19 protein-coding genes are annotated in these 21,091 nt (G+C 61.5%); 12 read left to right on the top strand and 7 right to left on the bottom strand.

Annotated elements, in window-relative coordinates:
* The first annotated feature begins 246 nt into the window (after positions 1-246).
* The 3 genes from AC1DZ8_RS00630 (at position 247) to AC1DZ8_RS00620 (ending at position 3,850) form a co-directional block, all read left to right on the top strand.
* Positions 247-993, top strand: coding sequence for an SDR family oxidoreductase (locus tag AC1DZ8_RS00630; RefSeq protein ID WP_477306866.1), 747 nt, complete (start codon positions 247-249; stop codon positions 991-993).
* A gap of 180 nt (positions 994-1,173) precedes the next feature.
* Complete coding sequence (locus AC1DZ8_RS00625) at positions 1,174-2,469, top strand: Mur ligase family protein (RefSeq protein ID WP_477400258.1); 1,296 nt, start codon at positions 1,174-1,176, stop codon at positions 2,467-2,469.
* An 85-nt stretch (positions 2,470-2,554) separates the two neighbouring features.
* Entirely contained in the window at positions 2,555-3,850 is a 1,296-nt protein-coding gene (locus AC1DZ8_RS00620; RefSeq protein ID WP_477400257.1) for a Mur ligase family protein, read from the top strand.
* 33 nt (positions 3,851-3,883) lie between these two features.
* Here the strand turns inward: AC1DZ8_RS00620 and AC1DZ8_RS00615 are convergent, their stop codons facing one another.
* The 4 genes from AC1DZ8_RS00615 to AC1DZ8_RS00600 form a co-directional block, all read right to left on the bottom strand.
* On the bottom strand, positions 3,884-4,747 hold the full coding sequence (locus tag AC1DZ8_RS00615) for an SH3 domain-containing protein (RefSeq protein ID WP_477306644.1): 864 nt from the start codon (positions 4,745-4,747) through the stop codon (positions 3,884-3,886).
* A 275-nt stretch (positions 4,748-5,022) separates the two neighbouring features.
* Positions 5,023-6,309, bottom strand: a complete 1,287-nt coding sequence (locus tag AC1DZ8_RS00610) for an NAD(P)/FAD-dependent oxidoreductase (protein WP_477306643.1) — start codon at positions 6,307-6,309, stop codon at positions 5,023-5,025.
* A gap of 83 nt (positions 6,310-6,392) precedes the next feature.
* Positions 6,393-6,761, bottom strand: coding sequence for a four helix bundle protein (locus AC1DZ8_RS00605; RefSeq protein WP_477311248.1), 369 nt, complete (start codon positions 6,759-6,761; stop codon positions 6,393-6,395).
* A gap of 38 nt (positions 6,762-6,799) precedes the next feature.
* Complete coding sequence (locus AC1DZ8_RS00600) at positions 6,800-8,236, bottom strand: glutamine synthetase family protein (RefSeq protein WP_477311246.1); 1,437 nt, start codon at positions 8,234-8,236, stop codon at positions 6,800-6,802.
* Between the two features lie 148 nt (positions 8,237-8,384).
* Here AC1DZ8_RS00600 and AC1DZ8_RS00595 point away from each other — a divergent pair, with 148 nt between their 5' ends.
* A complete protein-coding gene (locus AC1DZ8_RS00595; RefSeq protein ID WP_477308826.1) occupies positions 8,385-9,092 on the top strand; it encodes an HAD family hydrolase in 708 nt (235 codons plus the stop codon).
* A gap of 40 nt (positions 9,093-9,132) precedes the next feature.
* Here AC1DZ8_RS00595 and AC1DZ8_RS00590 read toward each other — a convergent pair whose 3' ends face one another.
* From AC1DZ8_RS00590 to aceA, 3 genes are all read right to left on the bottom strand, one after another.
* On the bottom strand, positions 9,133-9,522 hold the full coding sequence (locus tag AC1DZ8_RS00590) for a response regulator (RefSeq protein ID WP_477308828.1): 390 nt from the start codon (positions 9,520-9,522) through the stop codon (positions 9,133-9,135).
* A gap of 349 nt (positions 9,523-9,871) precedes the next feature.
* Complete coding sequence (locus tag AC1DZ8_RS00585) at positions 9,872-10,114, bottom strand: SMc00767 family acetate metabolism repressor (RefSeq protein WP_006202762.1); 243 nt, start codon at positions 10,112-10,114, stop codon at positions 9,872-9,874.
* A gap of 53 nt (positions 10,115-10,167) precedes the next feature.
* Positions 10,168-11,457, bottom strand: a complete 1,290-nt coding sequence (aceA, locus tag AC1DZ8_RS00580; protein ID WP_477308830.1) for an isocitrate lyase — start codon at positions 11,455-11,457, stop codon at positions 10,168-10,170.
* 247 nt (positions 11,458-11,704) lie between these two features.
* Here aceA and AC1DZ8_RS00575 point away from each other — a divergent pair, with 247 nt between their 5' ends.
* The 8 genes from AC1DZ8_RS00575 (at position 11,705) to AC1DZ8_RS00540 (ending at position 21,084) form a co-directional block, all read left to right on the top strand.
* Positions 11,705-13,138, top strand: a complete 1,434-nt coding sequence (locus AC1DZ8_RS00575; RefSeq protein ID WP_477308832.1) for a helix-turn-helix domain-containing protein — start codon at positions 11,705-11,707, stop codon at positions 13,136-13,138.
* 140 nt (positions 13,139-13,278) lie between these two features.
* Complete coding sequence (locus tag AC1DZ8_RS00570) at positions 13,279-14,178, top strand: DUF2167 domain-containing protein (RefSeq protein WP_477308834.1); 900 nt, start codon at positions 13,279-13,281, stop codon at positions 14,176-14,178.
* Between the two features lie 365 nt (positions 14,179-14,543).
* Entirely contained in the window at positions 14,544-16,580 is a 2,037-nt protein-coding gene (locus AC1DZ8_RS00565) for a hypothetical protein (protein ID WP_477308836.1), read from the top strand.
* Positions 16,581-16,638: 58 nt separating this feature from the next.
* On the top strand, positions 16,639-16,926 hold the full coding sequence (locus tag AC1DZ8_RS00560) for a DUF1360 domain-containing protein (protein ID WP_477308838.1): 288 nt from the start codon (positions 16,639-16,641) through the stop codon (positions 16,924-16,926).
* A 42-nt stretch (positions 16,927-16,968) separates the two neighbouring features.
* The gene (locus AC1DZ8_RS00555; protein WP_477308840.1) at positions 16,969-17,196 is read left to right on the top strand and encodes a hypothetical protein; all 228 of its coding nucleotides are present in this window, start codon (positions 16,969-16,971) and stop codon (positions 17,194-17,196) included.
* A gap of 247 nt (positions 17,197-17,443) precedes the next feature.
* The gene (locus AC1DZ8_RS00550) at positions 17,444-18,397 is read left to right on the top strand and encodes a DMT family transporter (RefSeq protein ID WP_477308842.1); all 954 of its coding nucleotides are present in this window, start codon (positions 17,444-17,446) and stop codon (positions 18,395-18,397) included.
* Between the two features lie 366 nt (positions 18,398-18,763).
* Positions 18,764-19,861: a polyamine ABC transporter substrate-binding protein gene (locus AC1DZ8_RS00545; protein ID WP_477279726.1), complete on the top strand. Its 1,098-nt coding sequence runs from the start codon at positions 18,764-18,766 to the stop codon at positions 19,859-19,861.
* An 83-nt stretch (positions 19,862-19,944) separates the two neighbouring features.
* A complete protein-coding gene (locus AC1DZ8_RS00540; RefSeq protein ID WP_477308844.1) occupies positions 19,945-21,084 on the top strand; it encodes an ABC transporter ATP-binding protein in 1,140 nt (379 codons plus the stop codon).
* The last annotated feature ends 7 nt before the right edge of the window (positions 21,085-21,091 follow it).

Genomic DNA, 21,091 nt, shown 5'->3' with positions numbered 1-21,091 from the left:
GCTCGCTGTGACGCGGCTGATATAATCTAATCGATTTAAATTATCCAGTGCCATGGTGTCACATCAAGGACCAATCACTCCATATTGATCCGGTCCAAATGTGCCTTGACACTGGCTGCCACCCGGAGGCTTGTCACTATCAGAGGGTCCCGGGGAGCTTTCGCGCCTGCAACATAGAGCGGGAATGTGACGAAAGCTAAGGGCAAAATGCGGTTGCGGAGTGATCCTGGAATGAGCGGGAAAAGCATGCGTCTGGAAAACAAGGTCGCCGTCATCACCGGTGCTGCGGCGGGCTTCGGCGAAGGCATGGCCAGACGCTTTGCCGAAGAGGGTGCTAAGGTCGTCGTCGCCGACCTCAACGCCAGGGGCGCGGAGCGTGTCGCCGCCGAGATCGGCGAGGCCGCGATCTGGACGCAGACCGACGTTTCGCAGCGCTCCGAATTCGACGAGATGGTCTATGCTGCCAAAAGCGCCTTCGGCCGCATCGACATCATGGTCAACAATGCCGGCTATACCCATCGCAATGGAGACATGCTCGACGTCGACGAGGCGACCTTCGACCTGATCACATCCGTCAACATGAAGGCGATCTACCATGCCGCACTTGCCGTGGTGCCGATCATGGAACGGCAGGGTGGCGGCGTCATCTTGACCACGGCTTCGACCGCAGGTCTGCGGCCGCGGCCGGGCCTCACCTGGTACAATGCCTCGAAAGGCTGGGCGATCACCGCCACCAAGTCGATGGCGGTCGAACTCGCGCCCAAGAACATCCGCGTCAACTGCCTCTGTCCGGTCGCCGGCGAGACCGCCATGCTGGAGAAATTCATGGGCGCCGATACGCCCGAAATTCGCGAAAAATTCCGCGCCTCGATCCCGCTCGGCCGGCTGTCGACGCCGCTCGATATCGCCAACGCCGCGCTCTGGCTCGCTTCCGACGAAGCCGCCTTCATCACCGGCGTGGCGCTGGAGGTCGACGGCGGACGCTGCATCTGAGCCATTCAGGGGAAGTAGGTCTCTGTTCGCAGGCATGGTAGGCAGAGCAACGTTGGGAAGAGTTCGCATCGGTTTGCCGGCCTGCCAAGGAACGAACAGTTGACGTCGTCACGCCACGTCCCAGTTTGACTTCACGATCCACGGAAAGGCATAACGGATCGGCGATTGGTGTCGACGGGAATGAAGATCAAGCAGCCGAAGTCACGCAACGATCTGGGCTGGCGGCTGCGGCTTTACCTGGCCAGGCGTGCGCGGGCGCGAAGCCAGGCGACGTTCATCGGCATTACCGGAAGTTCCGGCAAGACGACGGCGGGGAGCCTGCTTGGACATATCCTGGCGGGCCACGGTTCGGTCCATACACAGGTTTTGGCCAACACGATGAAGCTGTTGGTCTCGACGCTATCCAGGCGAATGGGAAAGGGCGGCAAAGCCGACTACGTCGTCTTCGAGGCTGGCGCGTCCGGTCCGGACACAATCAGGCCGATAGCCGAGTTGCTTCGCCCTGACGTGGCTGTCGTCACGATGGTTCGGCTGGAGCATCGCGCCAGTTTCAAGACCCTGGAAAACGTTGCGCATGAAAAGAGCGCACTGGTCGCTGCGCTGGAGCCGGGCGGCTTCGCGATGCTCAATGCCGATGACGCGCATGTGCTGGGCATGGCCTCGGTGAGCGATTGCCGCGCCGTCACATTCGGCACATCGGAGCAGGCGGATTATCGCGTCAGCGATATCGAGGCCGCCTATCCCAAGCCGTTGCGATTCTCCCTCCATTGGCGCGGCGGTGTGCTCGACATCGAGACGCCGTTCCCCGGCGCGCATTTCTGGCTGCCGACGGTCGCGGCCGCGGCAACCGCTCTGGAACTGGGAGTGCCTGCGCAGATCGTAAAGGAGRGGATCGCGACGTTCCAGCCCCTGGCGAACCGCGGTCAGGTGCTCGCCCCCGCCGGCGGCCCCCACTTCATCGTGGATGCCGCAAAGGCGCCATGGCATTCGCTGCCCCTTGCCTTCGACATGGTAGCCAGATCGACGTTCGCACGAAAACGCATCGTTCTTGGCCAGTTATCCGATTTTGCCGGCTCGAACAGAAAGTATGCCGACGCCTACAGGAGCGCGTGCGAGATCGCAGACCAGGTGATCTATGCCGGCGATCACGCTCATCGCTCCAAGGCGAACCAGTCCGACCGCGATAGCGGGCGTTTCGTCGAACTGCGCACGGCAAAGGAAGTGTCGGACTATGTCGCACAAACCGCGCAGCCGGACGACCTGATCCTGATCAAGAGCTCATCCAGCCTTCACCTCGAACGTGTTGCGCTTGCCTGGACCCACAACGTCCAGTGCTGGGTTCCGGTATGCGGCAAAACCGAGGGATGTGAGCAATGCGGCCTCTATGAAGTGCCGTTTGAGCAGCACCGCGAATTTGTGGCGCAGAGAAAAGCGAAGCGCCGCAAGCTGAGACTGCTGCGGCTTCTCGGTCGCTAAAGTTTTGGCCCAGGCCCGCCAGCACCCCGTTTGACTCGGCAAATTGGCACGACGCATATAAGGCTGTGCTAAAAACCGGTGGGTTGTGAAACTGGAATTCCGAAAAATTCGCAAGGACCTCGGGTGGGCGCTGCGACGGCCGCAGGCGCGCTGGGTGCGAGCGCGTAGCAAGGCGACATTCATCGGCATTACCGGCAGCTCCGGCAAATCCACATCCACCAGCCTGCTTGCACATTTACTGGGCGCCCAAGGCAAGGTGCATCTCCAGGCCCAGGCCAACACGATGCCTGCGCTCATTCGAACGCTTTACAAGCGCCTGAGGAAGGCTGGCAAAGTCGACTACGTCGTTTTCGAAGCCGGCGCTTCCGACTTCGGCTCGATCGGCGCCATGGCGCGAATGCTGAAGCCAAGCGTGGCGGTGGTTACGATGGTCCGGCTGGAGCACTTCGGCAAATTCAGGACTCTGGACGCGGTGGCGGCAGAGAAGCGGGCGCTGGTCGAGGCAATCCAACCCGATGGACTTGCGGTTCTCAATTGCGATGACCCACTGGTGCTCGGTATGGCGTCTGGCGCGAAATGCCGGATTGTGACCTTTGGCCAATCCGAGAAGTCAGACTACCGCGTGAGTGAGGTCTATGCCGCGTACCCGGAATTGCTGCGGTTCACCCTTCATTGGCGCGGTGGCAGCCTGGCCATTCAGGCGCCTTTTCCCGGCGAGCAATTCTGGCTGCCGACTGCAGCGGCTGCGGCCACCGCCTTGGAACTTGGCGTCCCGCCGGAGACGGTTGCGGCGCGAACGGCATCGTTTGAACCGTTACCCAACCGCTCCACCGTGGAAGTGGTACAGGCAGGTCCGCAATTCCTGGTCGATACGGCCAAAGCGCCTTGGCACTCGCTCAACATCGCCCTCGAGATGATTGCAAAGGCCAAGGCCACTCGGAAGCGCATTGTGCTTGGGCAGATATCCGACTACGCCGGCTCGTCGAGAAAGTACGGCACGACCTACAAGGTCGCGCGCGAAATCGCCGATCAGGTCATCTACACCGGCGACAACGCGCATCGCTCGCGCGCCAGCCAGGCCGACCGCGACGGCGGCCGTTTCGTTGAGCTTCGCAGCGCCAAGGAGGTTTCGGATCATATCAAACAGACGGCAGTCCCAGGAGAACTGATTCTGCTGAAAAGTTCGTCCAACCTTCATCTGGAAAGGATCGCGCTCGCCTGGACGCACGATGTGAAATGTTGGGTCCCGGTATGCGGCAAGCCATCAAGCTGCCAAACGTGCGGCCTCTATGAGGTGCCGTTCGAGGAACACCGGGACTTCGTAGCGAAGCGCAGACTTGCTCGCAGAAGACACCGTTTCAGGTGGCTGCTCGGCGGCTGACCAGAAACTGGCAGCCTCGACGACGTCGTTATCTCAAGCTCCGGTCTTGATGTAGCTCTTGTAAATCCAGCCGCGCTTGCCGTTGTAGACGATCTGGCACCATTTCTTGCAGCTCATCACCTGCACTGACGCCTTGGCGGGCACGGTACCCATGGCGGCGGCATTCTTCTTCGGTCCGGTGCGCATTGTCACCGTCCTGAGAATACGTCCGGTGCCGGCGGCAGCGGCCAGCGTCTGTGGCTTGGTCTTGGCCTCGTCCGTTGCGGCGGAAGATTGCGCGTCCGGCAGTTGCGGCTTTGGCGTCGGGATGGCGGCGGTTTCGGCGCCGTCGGTGTGACCGTCCTTCGCAGCGGGGTCTGGTGCGGCAACCTTGGACAGTTGCGTGGTGGCATCGCTCTGCGCCGACGGTTCCTCATAAGCCGCAGCATCTGACGGTTTGGCTGCTGCCTGCTCGGCCGCGGCCTGATCGGACGGCGTGGCTGCGGGGTCGGTGTTCGATTGCGGTGCTGTCCAGCGCGGATCGTTGGCCGCCAGCGCCGGTATCGCGGCCGCCCCGGCCGCCACCGTCGTTGAAACCGCGTCGCCCTTGCGCGCGGCTGGCGGCGCAGCTGCCACGGCAACTGTCGTTGCGGGCGTGACCGGGGCGATCTTGGTCGTCTTGACCGGAATGGTCGGAACGTTCTGCTGTGTGCTGGCGACCGCTTGCCGGTCGTTGGCCGGCAACGCCAGCCAAAGCGCGATACCCGCCACGCCAAGCAGCGCTGCGGTGCCGACGGCGGCGATCACCAGATGCGAATTCGTGCGCACGCCCTGCCAGAAGGAGGGCCGCATGTCATAACCGAATTGCATGGCAAAGCGCCGACGTTCCGGCGCGCCGAAACTGAAGGGCTCGTTCACTCTTGCCACCTCCAAAAGGCGGGCCGGTGTTCTTTCGATCAGCGCCAGTAGTGCGGCATCCGATCGGCATCGGTCCCAACAACAAAGCGGGCAAGCCCGCAGAAATCCCCGTTCAATCGCCCAGAACCGGCATCCTTTGCCCTTGATTGTGGCATCAGTGCGCCCTTGGGAGGAATTCTGCGCCCTTGTTAAGGATTCCGCAACGTCTCGCTACGGCAACCAACATCTCAATAGAATCAGCTCGGTATCAACCAGGCCGATATGAGATACTTTCCCTATATTCGATCCCTCAGGGCAAACCAGTTGAGCGCCAGGAACAACAATGGCGTTCTGAAGCGCCGGCCGCCGGGGAAGGCCGGGATTTTCAGGTCCTCGATCAGCTTCAGCCGGTCGCGATTGCCGGCGACGGTCTCGGCATAGAGCTTGCCGAAGAAGTTCGACAGCATAACGCCGTGGCCGGAATAGCCGCCGGCCGAGATCACATTGGGCATCACCTCGCGCACGAACGGCTTTCTGGGCACGGTGATGCCGACATAGCCGCCCCAGCCATGGGTGATCTCGACATCCCGGAGGTCCGGATAAAGTTCCGCGATCTGCCGGCGGATATGGATGTGGATGTCCTTCGGATCGTTGACACCATAGACCTCGCGACCGCCGAACAGCAGCCTTCCATCCCTGGATTTGCGGAAATAGCGCACGACGAAACGCGAATCGTCGACCGCCTCGCCGCCCGGCAGCACCTTCGAATCGACGCCCAATGGCACCGTCGCGCCGATGAAGGAGCCGATCGGCATGATGTGCACGGCACTCACCGGCTCGAGCGTGCCGCCATAGGCGTTGACGCCGATCAGGCATTTCTGCGCCGTGATGGTGCCTCTCGGCGTCGTAACCTTCACCGTGCCGCCGCTGGACGTGATTCCGGTCGACGCCGTCTGTTCGAACAGATGGGCACCCGCCGCTGCCGCCACCTTTGCAGTGCCGATCACCAGCTTCATCGGGTGGATGTGCCCGGTGCCGGTGTCGCGGGTACCGCCGAAGTAGCGTGTGGAGCCCAGTCGCTCGGCCGTTTCCCTGGCATCCATGAAGGCGATGTGCGGATAGTTGAAGCGGCTCGCCATGATCTCGGCATGCGCCTTGTAGTCGTCGACATAGCGCTGCTTGTGCGCCACCGACAATTGACCGGGCATATAGTCGATGTCGATCTGGTTGACGGCGGCGAACTCGAGCAGATGCGCCTTGGCTTCCTCGGCAAGGTCGAACAAGGCCTTGGCGCGGGAAAAACCGTATTCGGCCTCCAGCTCCTCGGCCCAGGCCCGCTGGCCGGTGCCAAGCTGGCCGCCATTGCGCCCCGAGGCGCCGTCGCCGAAGCGATACGCCTCGATCAGCGCGACGTCCGCGCCGGCCTTGGCCAGATGCGCCGCCGCGGAAAGGCCGGTAAACCCACCGCCGACTATGACAACGTCGCAGTTACGGTCGCCGTCCAGCGCTGGGTATTCGGGTCTAGGTCCAGCCGTATCCTCGTACCAGGAGCGGCCGGGGGAGATTGGGGATTGGTAAGGCATGATCCTCGCTAGGGCAGTAGGGAAGTAGGGCAGTAGGGCAGTAGGGCAGTAGGGCAGTAGGGCAGTAGGGCAGTAGGGGGGCGCTATTCGGGAGATAATTTGCGGATCAGAAGCCGCAGGAGCGTCCCTACGCTCTCGCTGCTGCTCATCAGGGGGTTGATTGCCTCGTGCGAGGCGATGCCGACACGTTGCGCAATCATGAGATGCGTCTCCAGTTCCTTGAGAGACCCTTGGGCGATCCTGAGAAACTGTTGATAGGAGGCCCGGCTTTCTCGACCGTATCCCTCGGCAATGTTGGCAGGAACGGACGTGGCCGCACGGCGTATCTGAGCTGTCAGCCCGTAGCGCTCCTCCTTTGGCCATGCTCTAGTTGCGTCGTAGATTGAAACCGCCAGATCCATAGCTTGCTGCCAGACGATCAAATCCCTGTACGATTCAATCTTGGCCGCCATCTCGCCCTACTGCCCTACTGCCTTACTTCCCTATTCTCCTAAACGTTCAGCAGCAGATACTCCCGCTCCCACGGGCTGATCACTTCCATGAAGGTCTCGAACTCCGCCCGCTTGATCGCTGCATAGGTGGCGGCGAACGACTTGCCCAAAAGGGCGCAGAGTTCCTCGTCGCCTTCGAACAGGTCGACGGCCTCGAGCAGGCCGCGTGGCAGGTCGATCTCGTCGGCGTTGGCGGTAGTCAGCACCGGTGGCTCGGCCTTGACCTTGTTGGTCATGCCGATCAGCCCGCAGGCAAGCGACGCCGCCAGCGCCAGATAGGGGTTGGCGTCGGAAGACGGGATGCGGTTTTCGACACGCCGCGCCGCCGGGTCCGAGCGCGGCACGCGAAACGCCGTGGTGCGGTTGTCGTAGCCCCATTTGTTGTTGACCGGGGCCGAGGCCGACTGCGTCAGCCGGCGGTAGGAATTGACATAGGGCGCAAACATCACCAGCGCGTTCGGCACATGCTTCTGCATGCCGCCGATGAAGTGAAAGAAGTCGTCGGTTTCCGAACCATCCTCGGCCGAAAAAATGTTCTGGCCGGTCTTTTTGTCGATGATCGACTGGTGGATGTGCATGGCAGAGCCCGGCTGACCCTGGATGGGCTTCGCCATGAACGTGGCGTAGATCTCGTGCTTCAGTGCTGCCTCGCGGATGGTGCGCTTGAACATGAACACCTGGTCGGCAAGCTCGATCGGATCGCCGTGGCGCAGATTGATCTCGAGCTGGCCGGCGCCCTCCTCATGGATCAGCGTGTCGATCTCCAGGCCCTGGCTTTCCGAGAAATGGTAGATGTCGTCGATCAGTTCGTCGAACTCGTTGACGCCGGCGATCGAATAGCCGGCGCCGCCGCCGATGGCCCGCCCCGAACGCCCGACCGGGGGCGTCAGCGGATAGTCCGGATCGGGGTTCTTGCGCACCAGGTAGAATTCGATCTCGGGCGCAACCACAGGCTTCAGCCCACGCTTGTCATAGGCGGCCAGCACGCGTTTCAGCACGTTGCGCGGCGTGAACTCCACCGAGCGGCCGTCCTGGTGGACGAGATCGCAGATGACGGCGGCCGTCGGGTCTTCTTCCCAAGGCACCACGGTCAGGGTCGACAGATCCGGCATCAGTTTCAGGTCGCCATCGTCTTCCGGATAGTGGAAACCGTTGCCATCTTCGGGATAGCCGCCCGAAATTGTCGTCATGAACACCGCCGAAGGCAGTGCGAGCGAGGTGTTGGAAGTGAATTTCTTCGACGGCATCATCTTGCCGCGCGCGACGCCCGCCTGGTCGGGCGTGATGCATTCTATGTCTTCGATGCCGCGCCATTCCAGCCAGGCGCTGACTTCCTTCCAGTTCTTGACGCCGCGTTGGTTTTTCACGAAGGCAGGCGTGCGGGCGCGTCCTCCGCGGCTCGACGGACGGACTTCCTTTTTTGCAGGCGGCATCATTCACCAGTTTGGGTTGCGGATTTCGCAGTATAGCCGGGGCGGGTGATGGAAGGGAAGGGGAGCCCACCTGAGTTCGCCTTCCTGGTTGAAAATCGCTCCGTCCAGATTAGGGTCGGGCTCCCGCAGATCGAGCAGCAGAAGACACCACATGCCAGGCAAATTGACCACAATCGGCTTCGATGCCGACGACACGCTGTGGCAGAACGAACAGTTCTTCCGCACGACCGAAAAGCGCTTTGCCGCACTCTTGGCCGACCATGGCGACGCGGAACAGATTTCGGCGCGACTGCTCGAAGCCGAAAAGCGCAACCTTGCCGTCTACGGCTTCGGCATCAAGGGATTTACCTTGTCGATGATCGAAACGGCGATCGATGTAACCGAGGGACGTGTGCCGGCCTCGACCATCGCCGAAATCCTTGCAGCCGGGCGCGACATGCTGGGACATCCGGTCGAGGCGCTGCCGCATGCGCGCGAGACCGTGGAAAAGCTCGCCGGCGCGTATCATTTGGTGCTGATCACCAAGGGCGATCTCTTCGACCAGGAACGCAAGCTGGAAGCCTCCGGCCTCGGCGACCTGTTCGATGCCGTCGAGATTGTCAGCGACAAGAGCGCCGCCACCTATGCCAGGATCTTTGGCCGCCACGGCAGCCCGCAGGACAGCATGATGGTCGGCAATTCGCTCAAGTCGGACGTGGTGCCGGCCATCGAGGCCGGCAGCTGGGGCGTCTACATCCCGCACGAACTGACCTGGGTGCTGGAACATGTCGAGCCACCGGTCTCGGCACCGCGCTTTCGGCAGATTGTTGATCTGGGCGAACTGCCGGCTTTGATCGAAAGCATCGACAGCAAAGGCTGACCGCCTTACCTCGTTTCAGACAGTGAGGCGCGGAGTGCGGTCAGCCGCGCCCGAGACCGATCAGCCGGTCGATCACCGGCTGCAGCCTTTCGGTGGTGATCGGCTTGGTGACCACCACGTCGATCACGCTGGACAGGCCGAGGCTTTCGGGCGTGCCGGTCTTGGTTGAAAGCAGGATCACCGAGGGCAGCGACCGGCCCGACGCGCGCCGCAATGCGCCGATGGCCGACATCAGCGCGTCGCAGTCCTTGTTGTCGGCGCCGCCGTCGAGAACGACTGCGCCTGGAATAAGGGTTCGCAATGCCTTGGTCGCCATCTCGGGCGACTCGGAGATCGGCTTCAGCCCCGACTTCTCGACGATCTTCGACACCACCACCCGGCTGATCGGCGATTTTCCGACCACCAGCACCTGGGAGAAATCCGTGAGCATTTCGGAATTCGCATCCCCGTTTTTCGAATTCAGATGTTTGGCGGTGTCGGTCTCGCGATTCACAGGACACATGGGCGGGGCGGGCACTCGGCGCTGCTTCAATGCAGGGTTGAAATACGAGAGCCAAATGGCGCGAGATCGCGCGCCATGTCAAGCTGAAATGGCGGAGCTGGGAAATATAGCCAGAAATATTAAACCTCGAAACCAAGGTCTGTCTTCAAACTGTAGTTAAGGGAATGCGCAAAAGCGAAAGTCACCCGCGCTGAAAGCGCGCGGGTGACGTTGAAAAACGGCCAGTGCACGACCGTGTTAGAAGATTCCGTAAGCACAAAGCTTCCGTAAGGTAAGATCAGCCGTGGCTCTGCTGGGTGACGATGACCGGGATCAACAGGTCGCCCCAATTGCCGTCGCCGCCATGGTGCCGGGCTGAGCGCACCAGTTCCACCGAGACGCCCGCCTCGACTGCCTTCATCACCGATTGATTGAGCCGGTGCAGGTCGTTGGCCAGCATGCGGATGGTCGCCTGCTGGTCGACGCTCATCGTGGTGGACTGCTCTTCTGCACGTTCCTTGACGCGGCTTATCGATGCCATTTTTCTTCTCCTATGTCCCTTGCCCTTTTGGGCGTTTCCTCTGTTGGTTGCTGCTATTCCGCTGCCGGTTTGAACTGGGCGTGCTCGGTCGATTCATGCATGGCGGTGGTCGAGGACTGGCCGCCGCTGATTGCCATCGACACCGCGTCGAAATAGCCGGTGCCGACCTCGCGCTGGTGTTGGGTCGCGGTGTAGCCGTGGACTTCGGCCGCGAACTCGGCTTCCTGCAGCTCGGAATAGGCCGACATCTGCCGCGCCTTGTAGCCGCGCGCCAGTTCGAACATGCCGAAGTTGAGCTGATGGAACCCGGCCAGCGTGATGAACTGGAACTTGTAGCCCATGGCGCCGAGCTCGCGCTGGAACTTGGCGATCGTCGCGTCGTCGAGGTTTTTCTTCCAGTTGAACGACGGCGAGCAATTATAGGCGAGCAGCTTTCCGGGATGATGCCTGCGCACGCCTTCGGCGAACTTCTTGGCCTGCGCCAGATCGGGCTTGGAGGTTTCGCACCAGATCAGGTCGGCATGCGGCGCATAGGCAATGGCGCGCGCGATGCACGGCTCGATGCCGTTCCTGACTTGGTAGAAACCTTCGACCGTGCGGCCGGCGTCATAGTCGACAAAGGGCTGGTCGCGCTCGTCGATGTCCGAGGTCAACAGCTTTGCCGCTTCGGCATCGGTGCGCGCCACGACCAGCGTCGGCGTGCCCATCACGTCGGCCGCAAGGCGTGCCGCATTGAGGTTGCGGATATGCGCCGCGGTCGGGATCAGCACCTTGCCACCGAGATGGCCGCACTTCTTTTCCGAGGCCAGCTGGTCCTCATAGTGGACGCCGGCGGCGCCCGCCTCGATGAATGCCTTCATGATCTCGAAGGCGTTGAGCGGGCCGCCGAACCCGGCCTCCGCGTCGGCGACGATCGGCGCGAACCAGGTATCGACCGACGGGCCGTTGCCTTCCGAGGTCTCGATCTGGTCGGCGCGCTGCAGCGTGCGGTTGATGCGCTTGACCAGTTCCGGCGCCGCATTGGCCGGGTAGAGCGACTGGTCCGGATACATTGATGACGCGGTGTTGGCGTCGGCGGCAACTTGCCAGCCTGAGAGGTAGATTGCCTTCAGGCCCGCGCGCACCTGCTGCATGGCCTGGTTGCCCGACATGGCGCCGAGCGCGTTCACGAAGTCTTCCTCGTGAATGAGTTTCCACAGCCGGTTGGCGCCCATTTCGGCAAGGCTCTGACGGATCTGGACCGAGCCGCGCAGCCGCTTCACATCGTCCGGCGAGTAGGGCCGTTCAATTCCGTCGAAGCGGCCTTCGGGCGCCGAGGGGACGAGGTTGTAAAAATCGGTCATTGCTCACTCCAGATCAATCGATGTCAGTATCTTGCAACGTCGCGCTTCGGGGATTTTGCGTCGTTGGTGTGTGACATCGTTTACATTGCACCGCGAAAAAGGCGAGGAAAACCGCCGTATCCGGCCAAAAATAAGAGAAAACCTGTGTTGTGTTTGACTGGATGGCACTGTAAATTTGTCACGATTGTAAAAGGCGAATGCGCCTCCGTCGCGCGCCAGCCGTGTAAATTCCTGTCAAGGACAGCCGATGGCCGATCAGAAGATTTTCGCCGGGCCGCGCATCCGCCGCATCCGCATCGCCAAGGGCCTTACCCAGACGGCGATGGCCGAGGGCCTCGGCATCTCGCCCTCCTATCTCAACCTGATCGAGCGCAACCAGCGACCGCTGACGGTGCAGCTGATCCTGAAGCTGGCCTCGGTCTACAAGGTCGATCCGCATGAACTGCAGGGCGAGGCGCGGGGGTCGATCTCGGCTTTGAAGGAAGTGTTCGGCGACCCGCTGCTTGCCGGCGAATTGCCGGGCGACCAGGAGCTGATCGAACTCGCGGAGGCGGCGCCCAACGCGTCGGCGGCGATGATCAAACTGTTTCGTGCCTATCGTGAGCAGGCCGAGCGGCTGTCCGATCTCAACGAACTTCTGGCGCGCGAGGGCCGGGCCACCGCGCTTTCCGGCGCACGGCTGCCGATCGACGAGGTGCACGAGATTTTCGAGCGCCGGCCCAACCATTTTGGCACACTCGAAGAAGAAGCCGAGGCTTTCACCTCCGTGCTCGACCCGGGCGACGATCTGTTCGGCGCGTTAAAAGCCTGGCTGAAGCGCGAATACGGCATCGTCGTCAAGGTGTTGCCGGTCGCCACCATGCCGAACTGGCGCCGCCGCTACGACCGTCATTCGCAGCGCCTGTTCCTGTCCGAACGGCTGTCGCCTTTCGACCAGTTGCGCGAAGTCGCCATGGAGGCCTGCCTGATCCGCATGACGGTCGCGGTCGCCGGCGAGATCCAGGCGCTGAAGCTCGGCACCGATGAAGCCCGCCGGCTCGCTCGCTTCGAACTCGGCCGCTACGCCGCCCATGCCTTGATGATGCCCTACCAGGCCTTTCATGCCGCCGCTGTCCGCGCCCGCTACGACATTGACGTGCTGCGCTCACGCTTCGGCGTTTCGTTCGAGCAAGCGGCAAACCGGCTGACCATGCTGCAGCGTCCGGGTGCCTCCGGCGTGCCGTTCTTCATGCTTGAGGTCGACAATGCCGGCAACCGCTTCCGCAAGGCGGGCGGCCAGGGCTTTCCGCAGAGCCGCTTTGGCGGCGGCTGTCCGAAACTGCCTGTCCATGCCGCCTTCGCGCTGCCCGGCCAGATCCTGGTCGAGGCGGTCGAAATGCCTGACGGCGCCGAGTTCCTCTGCATCGCCCGGACGCTCGAGGGGCCGCAAGGTTCGTTCTCCGAGCGTCCGCGCCGCACCGCGCTGTTGTTGGGCTGCGATATCGGCTTTCGCGACGAGGTCGTCTATGGCGCGGGGCTGCCGGCGTCGGCAAAGACCGGACAGGGCGCCGCCACGGCGATTGGCCCGGCTTGTCGGTTGTGCGAACGCATCGGCTGTCTCGCCCGCGCCGAGCCGCCGGTGACCCGTCCGCTCGGCCTCGACGAGATGGTGACGGGCTTAAGCGCCTTCGATTTCCAGTGATGCTTGTTGGATCTTGCCATCCGCACTTTAGCGGCGAGAAATATATCCCCTCTCCGAACCAGAACGCTCGAAATATTGATTAAGCATCGGCGCTGCGCTATCGAAAGACCAGATGCATGGCTGCCAAGGGGGGATGGCTTATGGACAGGAAAGCTTTGTGGCTTGGCGTGGCGCTTGCCTTTTCGGCAGGGCCTGCACAGGCGGAAAAATCCTCGGAATTCTTCAAGGATTACGAACAGTATAATGACAAAGGCAAAGCGTTCCTGGACAAGATCGAGCCGAAGACCGGCGCGGTCGACCTGCCCGAAGGCATCCATCTCGATCTCAAGGACAAATTCTATTTTCTGGACAAGAAGGACACCGGTTCGGTCCTGACCGAAGCCTGGGGCAATCCGCCGGATAACGCCTTAGAGGCGCTCGGTATGATCTTCCCGGTCAAAAATAGCCCGATCGGTGACAACAATTGGGGCATCGAGCTGCGCTATGAAAAGATCGGCCATGTCGATGACGGCGACGCCGCCTCCATCGACTACGCCGAACTGCTGAGCAGCATGCAGGCGGACACTTTGTCGGCCAACGATCAACGCGTGAAGGACGGCTATCAGCCGATCAAGCTGATCGGCTGGGCTTCGCCCCCTGTCTATGATTTCGTCCACAAGCGGTTGCACTGGGCAAAGGAGTTGCAGTTCGGTGACGACGCCGTCCATACGCTCAACTACGATGTCCGTTTCCTCGGCCGGGAAGGCGTCTTCGTGATGAGCTACATCGCCACCGTGGAGCAATTGCCGGAGATCAAGCAGAGCCTGGACGAAGTGCTCAGCGTTGCCGACTTCAACACCGGCAGCAAATACACCGACTTCCTGCCCGGTACCGACACCGTGGCCGCGGTCGGCATTGGCGGCCTCATCGCTGGAAAGCTGGCGGCCAAGGCAGGGCTCATTGCGGTCGCGCTGATCGCGCTGAAGAAGTTCGGCATTCTCCTCTTGGTTCCGCTCGCCGGTCTCTGGCGCTTCATCCGCGGCAACAAGACCACATCATAGGCTGACGACATCCCGATACAGACCTGAGTGCCGCCGCTGGCGGCGGGCCTGCCAGCTATTGGCCGGACTGCAGGCTCTTGCGCAAAAGATCCGCATGCCCCTGATGCCTGAAAGGGTTGTCGCCGGCTGTCTAAACCAAAGCAGAAAGTCTATGAAATGGATCACAGATAAATTTCGAGATATACATATGAACTACAAGAATATATAAAGTAATTGGTTAATAATAATCCATAAGTTGAAAGTTCAATTGAAGGTTGTATTTTGTATATGTGACGCCTCTAACATAACTAATTGGCCAATACTGTTACTCGATACTGGTCTGCGGATTTTTTAACCCGCAGCTGAAACCAGAGGAGATTGCAGCCATGAAGTCGCCTGAAAAGCCGGCCGCACACAAGGCCGAACTCACCCCTGACAAACGCATCATCACCAGACTTCAGGCCGAGCGGCTTGCCGCGCTGGCCGAGGTTGATGCCAAGGAACTCATCGGCCACAGCGTTGCCGACCTCGCCGAGCGGTTGAAATGGCGTATCGATCCCGAACTGTTCTTCTTCCGGCGCATCTGCGGGCGCGTCGTCAAGAAAGATCCGGTCACCGGCGTCGAATACCCCGTTCCGTTCGCCACCGTCGAAGTGCAGGACACCGACTGCAACCTGGTCAGCTATTTCCCGGCCAACTGGCGCTGGGGATGGTTCTATCCATTCCACTGTCGGCGCGAGGTCATTGCCACCGTCAAGACCGACAAATGCGGACGCTTCTGCGTCTATGTCCCGCGCTTCGATATCGACTGGATTCTCCGCTGGCGCCGTCGGCGGATCTGCTTCCCGTATATTTTCGTCAGGCCTTCGATCAAGGATCTGGTGGCCATACCGGAACTGGATCTGCCGGTGCCACCGCGTCCAGGCCCGGTGGAGAAATTGCCGGGGTTGAAGCGCCATATCGAGGCAGCGCTTGGCGCCATGTCGAATGCAGCAAGCCTCAGTCTGGAAGCGAGCTCGCAGAGCGGGCGGGAGACATTGGCGGCCGAGCTTGAGGGAGCGCGCGCTTTCCCGACGGAAATGCAGGCGCCTCTTCCGATGGAATTCCAGAAGATGCTGAGCGGCGATGACGACATCGTCGGCAAAAAGCCGTCCGACCCCAGCGAGGCCATCCGCGCCGCGGTCGCCAAGCAATTGGGCGTGCATCATGCGGAAATCGACGGGTTCGACCTCAACCGCTACATCGGTCCGTTCCTGCGCTGCTTCGATATTTTCCTGCCGGAGTGGCAGCGCATCGTGGATGTGCCGGATATCACCTTCCGGGTCACCCAGGACACCAATGGCGACGGCATCGAGGAAGTCATCTATTCCGAAGGCTATTTCGACGTCCGCTTGAATGCCGGTGTCATTCCTCCGGTCACGCTTGTCGCTTCCAGCCGGGCGCGTGTATCGCGTGTCTGCGAAACGCCCGTCGTGCCCTGCAAGGACGTGCCGGAAATCCTGTTCGCCGGTCTGATGCCGCTCAACAATGCCTCCTACTTCAATGCCGTCACCGGCTATGCCGTGCGTCCGAACCGTCCAAAACCGCCAATAGGGCCTCGTCCACTGGCGCGGACACCGTTCCACGGCACTTTGCAGCTCTATGGCTGCGTCAATGTACCGAAAGCGCAGTTCTACCGGGTGCTCGCCAGCACCGACAATGGCGTGACCTTCAACGCCATCACCGGGCTGTCCTGGAACATCTATCCGATACCGTCGGGATCGCCGCACCTTGTTACTCCGGACGCCAATGGCTGGTATCCGGTGCTGCCCAATCCGACGGCGTTCCATCCGGACAATCTCGTGCTTGAATGGCCGACGCCGACACTGCAGAGGACACTCCTCAAGATCGAGGTCGGAGGGCCAGCGAAAAATCACCTGATGTATTCCGGTGTCGTCGCAATACAGACGGACAACACCGCCCCAACGGTGCATTTCGACATGTTGGCCTGGAAATTCGCTTCGGAACCCGACGGCGCATTCGGTCTGCCCGGGCGCAACCTGCTGGTGCCATGCCCGACCATCCGGCGCGGCGTCGTGCCCCAAGACATCGACGTGCGCATCGTCGTGTCTGTCACTGCGCATCATTTGCGCAATGCTGTCCTGACGTCGCATGGCTGCGGCAGCGGGTCCTTCTCGCTGCAGACGTCGCTGGCCGATACGTCTCATTGGCATGAGACGACCAGCGACAACTCTTGCCTCCTGTCCGGCACTTATCGCTTGGACTCGAGTGCGCTCGAGGGCTCCTATGGCCTCGGCTGCAGCGCGTTCGCCCGCGCAATGAACCCTGCCGGCGCAGACAATGGGCATCTGTCCGACTGGAACTATGATCCGATCGATATCCGGGTGGATCCCGACGTGGATATCGCCGTCATCAACGGATGAAATCGTCTCTCGCGCGGCGGCGTCTTTCCGCCGCGCGAGAGCTTCTCATGGGGATCAGATGTCAAGCGAACTCGTTTTCATCCTCATCAGCCTTGCCACCTGGCGGATCGCGCATTTCGTTGCCGCCGAGGACGGACCCTTTGACATCGTCGTCAAGGTCAGGGCCAGGGCCGGCGATCATGTGCTGGGGCATCTTATGGACTGTTTCTATTGCCTGAGCCTGTGGCCATCGGCGTTGTTCGCGCCACTCGTCAGCCACGGCTGGATTGAGTTTGTGCTGGTCTGGCTCGCCGCTTCGGGAGCCGCCTGCTTGCTTGAGCAAGCGACCGGGTCGAAGACGACATAACAACAGGAGATGATGATGGGATGCTGTGGTCAAAATCGCCAGATGTGGCAGTCGCCGCCGCGTCGAACCCGGATATCAGGACCGCCGCAGCCGCCGGCGCTGACCGGCATTGTCGCGATCGAGTATCGCGGCGACACGTCGATCGTCGTCGCCGCGCCGGCATCGGGCTTTACCTACGTCTTCCCCAAGGCTGGAGAACATCTCGAGGTCGATGGCCGCGACGTTGCCTGGCTTCTTTCCCAGGGAGACTTTGTCATTGCCGGAGGCTAGAGCATGATCCCGAAAAGTGGAATCCGGTTTTCTCGGACAAACGGGAACCGCTTTGTCCAGATATCATGCTGAAATAAAGAGATGGAACCCATCCTGATCGCATCGGGATGGAACAGGCTCTAGGTGCCCTAAGCGGAACACCATGCTGGACCACGCCCGGTCGTCCACTTTGCGCTAGGCGAATGCGGCACGTTTCTGTCGTCCATTGTGCATCATGCCTTCCCGAGATAGCCGACAGTCGCAGCCCATGACCGATACCGCATCTTCTCCGACAACCATTTCGCCGACCGTGTCGCCGCGCGAGGAGCGCGTCGGCTTTCTGCTGGTGTTCCTGTCGGCGCTGATGTGGAGCTTTGGCGGCACCATTGCCCGCTTCATCGACACCACTGACAGCTGGACGGTCGTGTTCTGGCGCTCGCTCTGGGCGGCAGCCTTCCTGATCTGCTTCATGGCCTGGCGCGACGGCTGGCGCGGCATGCTCAGATTGTTCCGCGACATGGGCCTGCCCGGCCTTGCCGTGGCGGTGTGTTTTGCCACCGCCTCGACATGCTTCGTCGTCGCACTCGCCTACACCACCGTCGCCAACATCCTGCTGATGCAGGCCGGTGTGCCGCTGCTGGCGGCTTTGCTTGCCTGGGTGCTGTTTCGCGAACGCGTCGCCATCGCGACCTGGGTGGCGATTGCCGCCGTCATCGCCGGCGTCGCCATCATGGTGTCGGAATCGCTCGACGGCGCGGTATCGCCGATCGGCGACGGGCTGGCGCTGCTGATCGCCGTGATGTTCTCGATTGCCACCGTCATCACTCGGCGCTTCGCCCATGTCCGCATGACCCCGGCGACATGTCTCGGCACGCTGCTGGCAGCGGCGTTCGCCGCCTCGCAAGCCACGCAATTCGCCGTCTCCACCCACGACATGGCTTTCCTGTTTGCCTTCGGCGTCATCAATCTTGGCCTTGGCCTTGCCTTTTTCGCCACCGGCGCCCGGCTGGTTCCGGCGGCCATCGCTGCCCTGCTCGGCACGTTCGAGCCGATCCTCGGCCCGATCTGGGTCTGGCTCGTCCATGGCGAGGTGCCCTCGGTGCGCACCATCATTGGCGGCGCCGTTGTGGTCGCAGCGCTGCTTGTCCATATCGGGCTTGAATTCAAGCGCCAGGCGCGGCCAGCGCGGCCAGGTATCACCGGCCTGCCATCCCCTAATTGACGCGGCACACACCTTATTGACGGGCGTCCCCCGCGCGGGCCATTGACAACCTCGCTGCGGCACGGGCAGGCTGGGGACACGGCAACAACAAGACAGGCTTATCTTGCCAAGTGTCCCCGCCGGTCGGACCAAGACCGGATCACAGTGTCGTATCCCTGCCCGCGCCACGGCGAAAGCCTTTGACGGCGGCAGCGTACCCCTCAGACGGGGACACAGAGCCATCATCCGCCGCCTGTCGAACTGCCCGCATGCAGCCGGCAGTTGGCGCTTGTGGCTGCCCGGAAAGCTCAATACTCTGAAGCAAATGCCCAATCGCGCTGAAACTGCGACGAATTGGCGAAGGAACACTCATCAAAGGAGAACAGCATGATCCGCAAAGCGCTCTGGCTTTCGGCAACCTCGGCATTTCTGACGCTTTTCACCGTCGGCGGCCACGCCGAGGACCGCGTCGTCAATGTCTTCAACTGGTCGGATTATATCGATAGCTCGATCATCGAGGACTTCACCAAGGAAACCGGCATCAAGGTCGTTTATGACACCTTCGATTCCAACGAGATCCTCGAGACCAAGCTTCTTGCCGGCGGCAGCGGCTATGACGTCGTCGTGCCCAGCGGCAACTTCCTGGCGCGCCAGATCCAGGCCGGCGTGTTCCAGAAGCTCGACAAGTCGAAGCTGCCGAACATTTCCAACATGTGGGACACCGTTCTGGAACGGACCGCCAAATACGATCCGGGCAATGAATATTCGATCAACTACATGTGGGGCACGGTCGGCATCGGCTACAACATCAAGAAGGTGCAGGCCGCCCTCGGCACCGACAAGATCGACAGCTGGGATGTGTTCTTCAATCCCGACAGCCTGGCCAAGCTGAAGGACTGCGGCGTCTATGTGCTGGACTCGCCGGCCGACATCATCCCGGCGGCACTGAAATATCTCGGCCTCGACCCCAACAGCACCTCGCCCGACGACATCGCCAAGGCCGAGGAAACATTGCTGAAGGTGCGGCCGTATATCCGCAAATTCCATTCGTCCGAATACATCAACGCACTCGCCAATGGCGATATCTGCCTGGCGGTCGGCTGGTCGGGTGACGTCTTCCAGGCGCGCAACCGGGCCGTGGAGGCCAAGCAGGGCGTCGAGATCGGCTATTCCGTGCCGAAGGAAGGCGCGCAGATGTGGTTCGACCAGATGGCGATCCCGGCCGATGCGCCGCATGTCGCCGAGGCACTCGAATTCCTCAACTACATGATGAAGCCGGAAGTCATCGCCAAGTCGTCCAACTATGTGCTGTACGCCAACGGCAACAAGGCTTCGCAGCAGTTCGTCGACAAGGCTCTGCTGGATGATCCGGCGGTCTATCCGGACGCCGAGACCTTGAAAAAACTCTATACGGTCCAGCCTTACGATCCCAAGACGCAGCGCCTGATCACGCGCAGCTGGACCAAGATCGTCACCGGCCAGTAAGCAATGCGACATGGCCCCGTCAGTCACCTGCCGGGGCCATTCTTCTCTGGGGCAAGAAGCAAAAAAACAGGACGGAGTGGGACATGAAATCGCTTGGCAGCATCCGCAGGGATTTCGCGCCATGGAACGACCCGAACGCCAAGCCATACATTCAATTCGAGAACGTCACCAAGAAGTTCGGCGACTTCACCGCCGTCAACAATCTGTCGCTGACCATTTTCGAGCGCGAGTTCTTCGCCCTGCTCGGCGCTTCCGGCTGCGGAAAGTCGACGCTGCTGCGCATGCTCGCCGGCTTCGAGGAGCCGACCGCCGGCCGCATCCTGCTCGACGGTCAGGATTTGCGCGGCATCCCGCCCTATCGTCGCCCGGTCAACATGATGTTCCAATCCTATGCGCTGTTCCCGCATATGACGGTGGAAAAGAACATCGCCTTCGGCCTCAAGCAGGAAGGCATGCCGGCGCCGGAGATCGACAAGCGCGTCGCCGAGATGCTGAAGCTGGTCAAGCTCGAGCAGTTCGCCAAGCGCAAGCCGCACCAATTGTCCGGCGGCCAGCGCCAGCGCGTGGCGCTCGCCCGCTCGGTTGCCAAGCGGCCGAAAGTGTTGCTGCTCGACGAGCCGCTCGGCGCACTCGACAAGAAGCTGCGCGAGGAAACGCAGTTCGAGCTGATGGATATGCAGCAGACGCTGGGGCTCACCTTTGTCGTCGTTACCCACGACCAGGAGGAGGCCATGACCATGGCCGACCGCATCGCCATCCTTGAAAAGGGCGAGGTGATGCAGGTCGCCACGCCCGCCGAAGTCTATGAGGCGCCCAGCTCGCGCTTCGTCGCGCACTTTGTTGGCAATGTGAACATGTTCGAAGGCAAGGTCGCCGAGCGCGCGGGGAACACGACGCGCATCACCGGAGCGACCGGAGCCCAGATCGTCGTCGAAAACAGCGCCGATGCCGTCGCTGGTTCCAACATCGTCTTCGCCATCAGGCCGGAGAAGATCAAGGTGTCGTCCAAAAAGCCGGCCGATGGCGCCAATGTGCTCGAAGGGGAGGTTTATGACGTCGCATATCTCGGCGACATGACCGTCTATCATATCAGGCTTGACGACGGGCAGATGGTGCGGGCAAGCGCCCTGAACGCAGCGCGTGTGACCGAGGATCCGCTGACCTGGAACGACCGCGCCTGGGTCTCCTTCAGGCCGGATGCCGGCGTCGTGCTGACACGGTAGGGGGCGG

Source organism: Mesorhizobium sp. P2_F7 (assembly GCF_056403695.1).
Note: the sequence above shows the minus strand (reverse complement) of the source record. Positions and strands in the feature narration are given on the sequence as shown.

Bases quoted from the DNA above. Each gene is read 5' to 3' on its own strand.
- AC1DZ8_RS00630 (WP_477306866.1), top strand. From the start codon at position 247: ATGCGTCTGGAAAACAAGGTCGCCGTCATCACCGGTGCTGCGGCGGGC.
- AC1DZ8_RS00610 (WP_477306643.1), bottom strand. From the start codon at position 6,309: ATGCCTTACCAATCCCCAATCTCCCCCGGCCGCTCCTGGTACGAGGAT.
- AC1DZ8_RS00605 (WP_477311248.1), bottom strand. From the start codon at position 6,761: ATGGCGGCCAAGATTGAATCGTACAGGGATTTGATCGTCTGGCAGCAA.
- AC1DZ8_RS00600 (WP_477311246.1), bottom strand. From the start codon at position 8,236: ATGATGCCGCCTGCAAAAAAGGAAGTCCGTCCGTCGAGCCGCGGAGGA.
- AC1DZ8_RS00595 (WP_477308826.1), top strand. From the start codon at position 8,385: ATGCCAGGCAAATTGACCACAATCGGCTTCGATGCCGACGACACGCTG.
- AC1DZ8_RS00590 (WP_477308828.1), bottom strand. From the start codon at position 9,522: ATGCTCACGGATTTCTCCCAGGTGCTGGTGGTCGGAAAATCGCCGATC.
- AC1DZ8_RS00585 (WP_006202762.1), bottom strand. From the start codon at position 10,114: ATGGCATCGATAAGCCGCGTCAAGGAACGTGCAGAAGAGCAGTCCACC.
- aceA (WP_477308830.1), bottom strand. From the start codon at position 11,457: ATGACCGATTTTTACAACCTCGTCCCCTCGGCGCCCGAAGGCCGCTTC.
- AC1DZ8_RS00575 (WP_477308832.1), top strand. From the start codon at position 11,705: ATGGCCGATCAGAAGATTTTCGCCGGGCCGCGCATCCGCCGCATCCGC.
- AC1DZ8_RS00570 (WP_477308834.1), top strand. From the start codon at position 13,279: ATGGACAGGAAAGCTTTGTGGCTTGGCGTGGCGCTTGCCTTTTCGGCA.
- AC1DZ8_RS00565 (WP_477308836.1), top strand. From the start codon at position 14,544: ATGAAGTCGCCTGAAAAGCCGGCCGCACACAAGGCCGAACTCACCCCT.
- AC1DZ8_RS00560 (WP_477308838.1), top strand. From the start codon at position 16,639: ATGTCAAGCGAACTCGTTTTCATCCTCATCAGCCTTGCCACCTGGCGG.
- AC1DZ8_RS00555 (WP_477308840.1), top strand. From the start codon at position 16,969: ATGTGGCAGTCGCCGCCGCGTCGAACCCGGATATCAGGACCGCCGCAG.
- AC1DZ8_RS00550 (WP_477308842.1), top strand. From the start codon at position 17,444: ATGACCGATACCGCATCTTCTCCGACAACCATTTCGCCGACCGTGTCG.
- AC1DZ8_RS00545 (WP_477279726.1), top strand. From the start codon at position 18,764: ATGATCCGCAAAGCGCTCTGGCTTTCGGCAACCTCGGCATTTCTGACG.
- AC1DZ8_RS00540 (WP_477308844.1), top strand. From the start codon at position 19,945: ATGAAATCGCTTGGCAGCATCCGCAGGGATTTCGCGCCATGGAACGAC.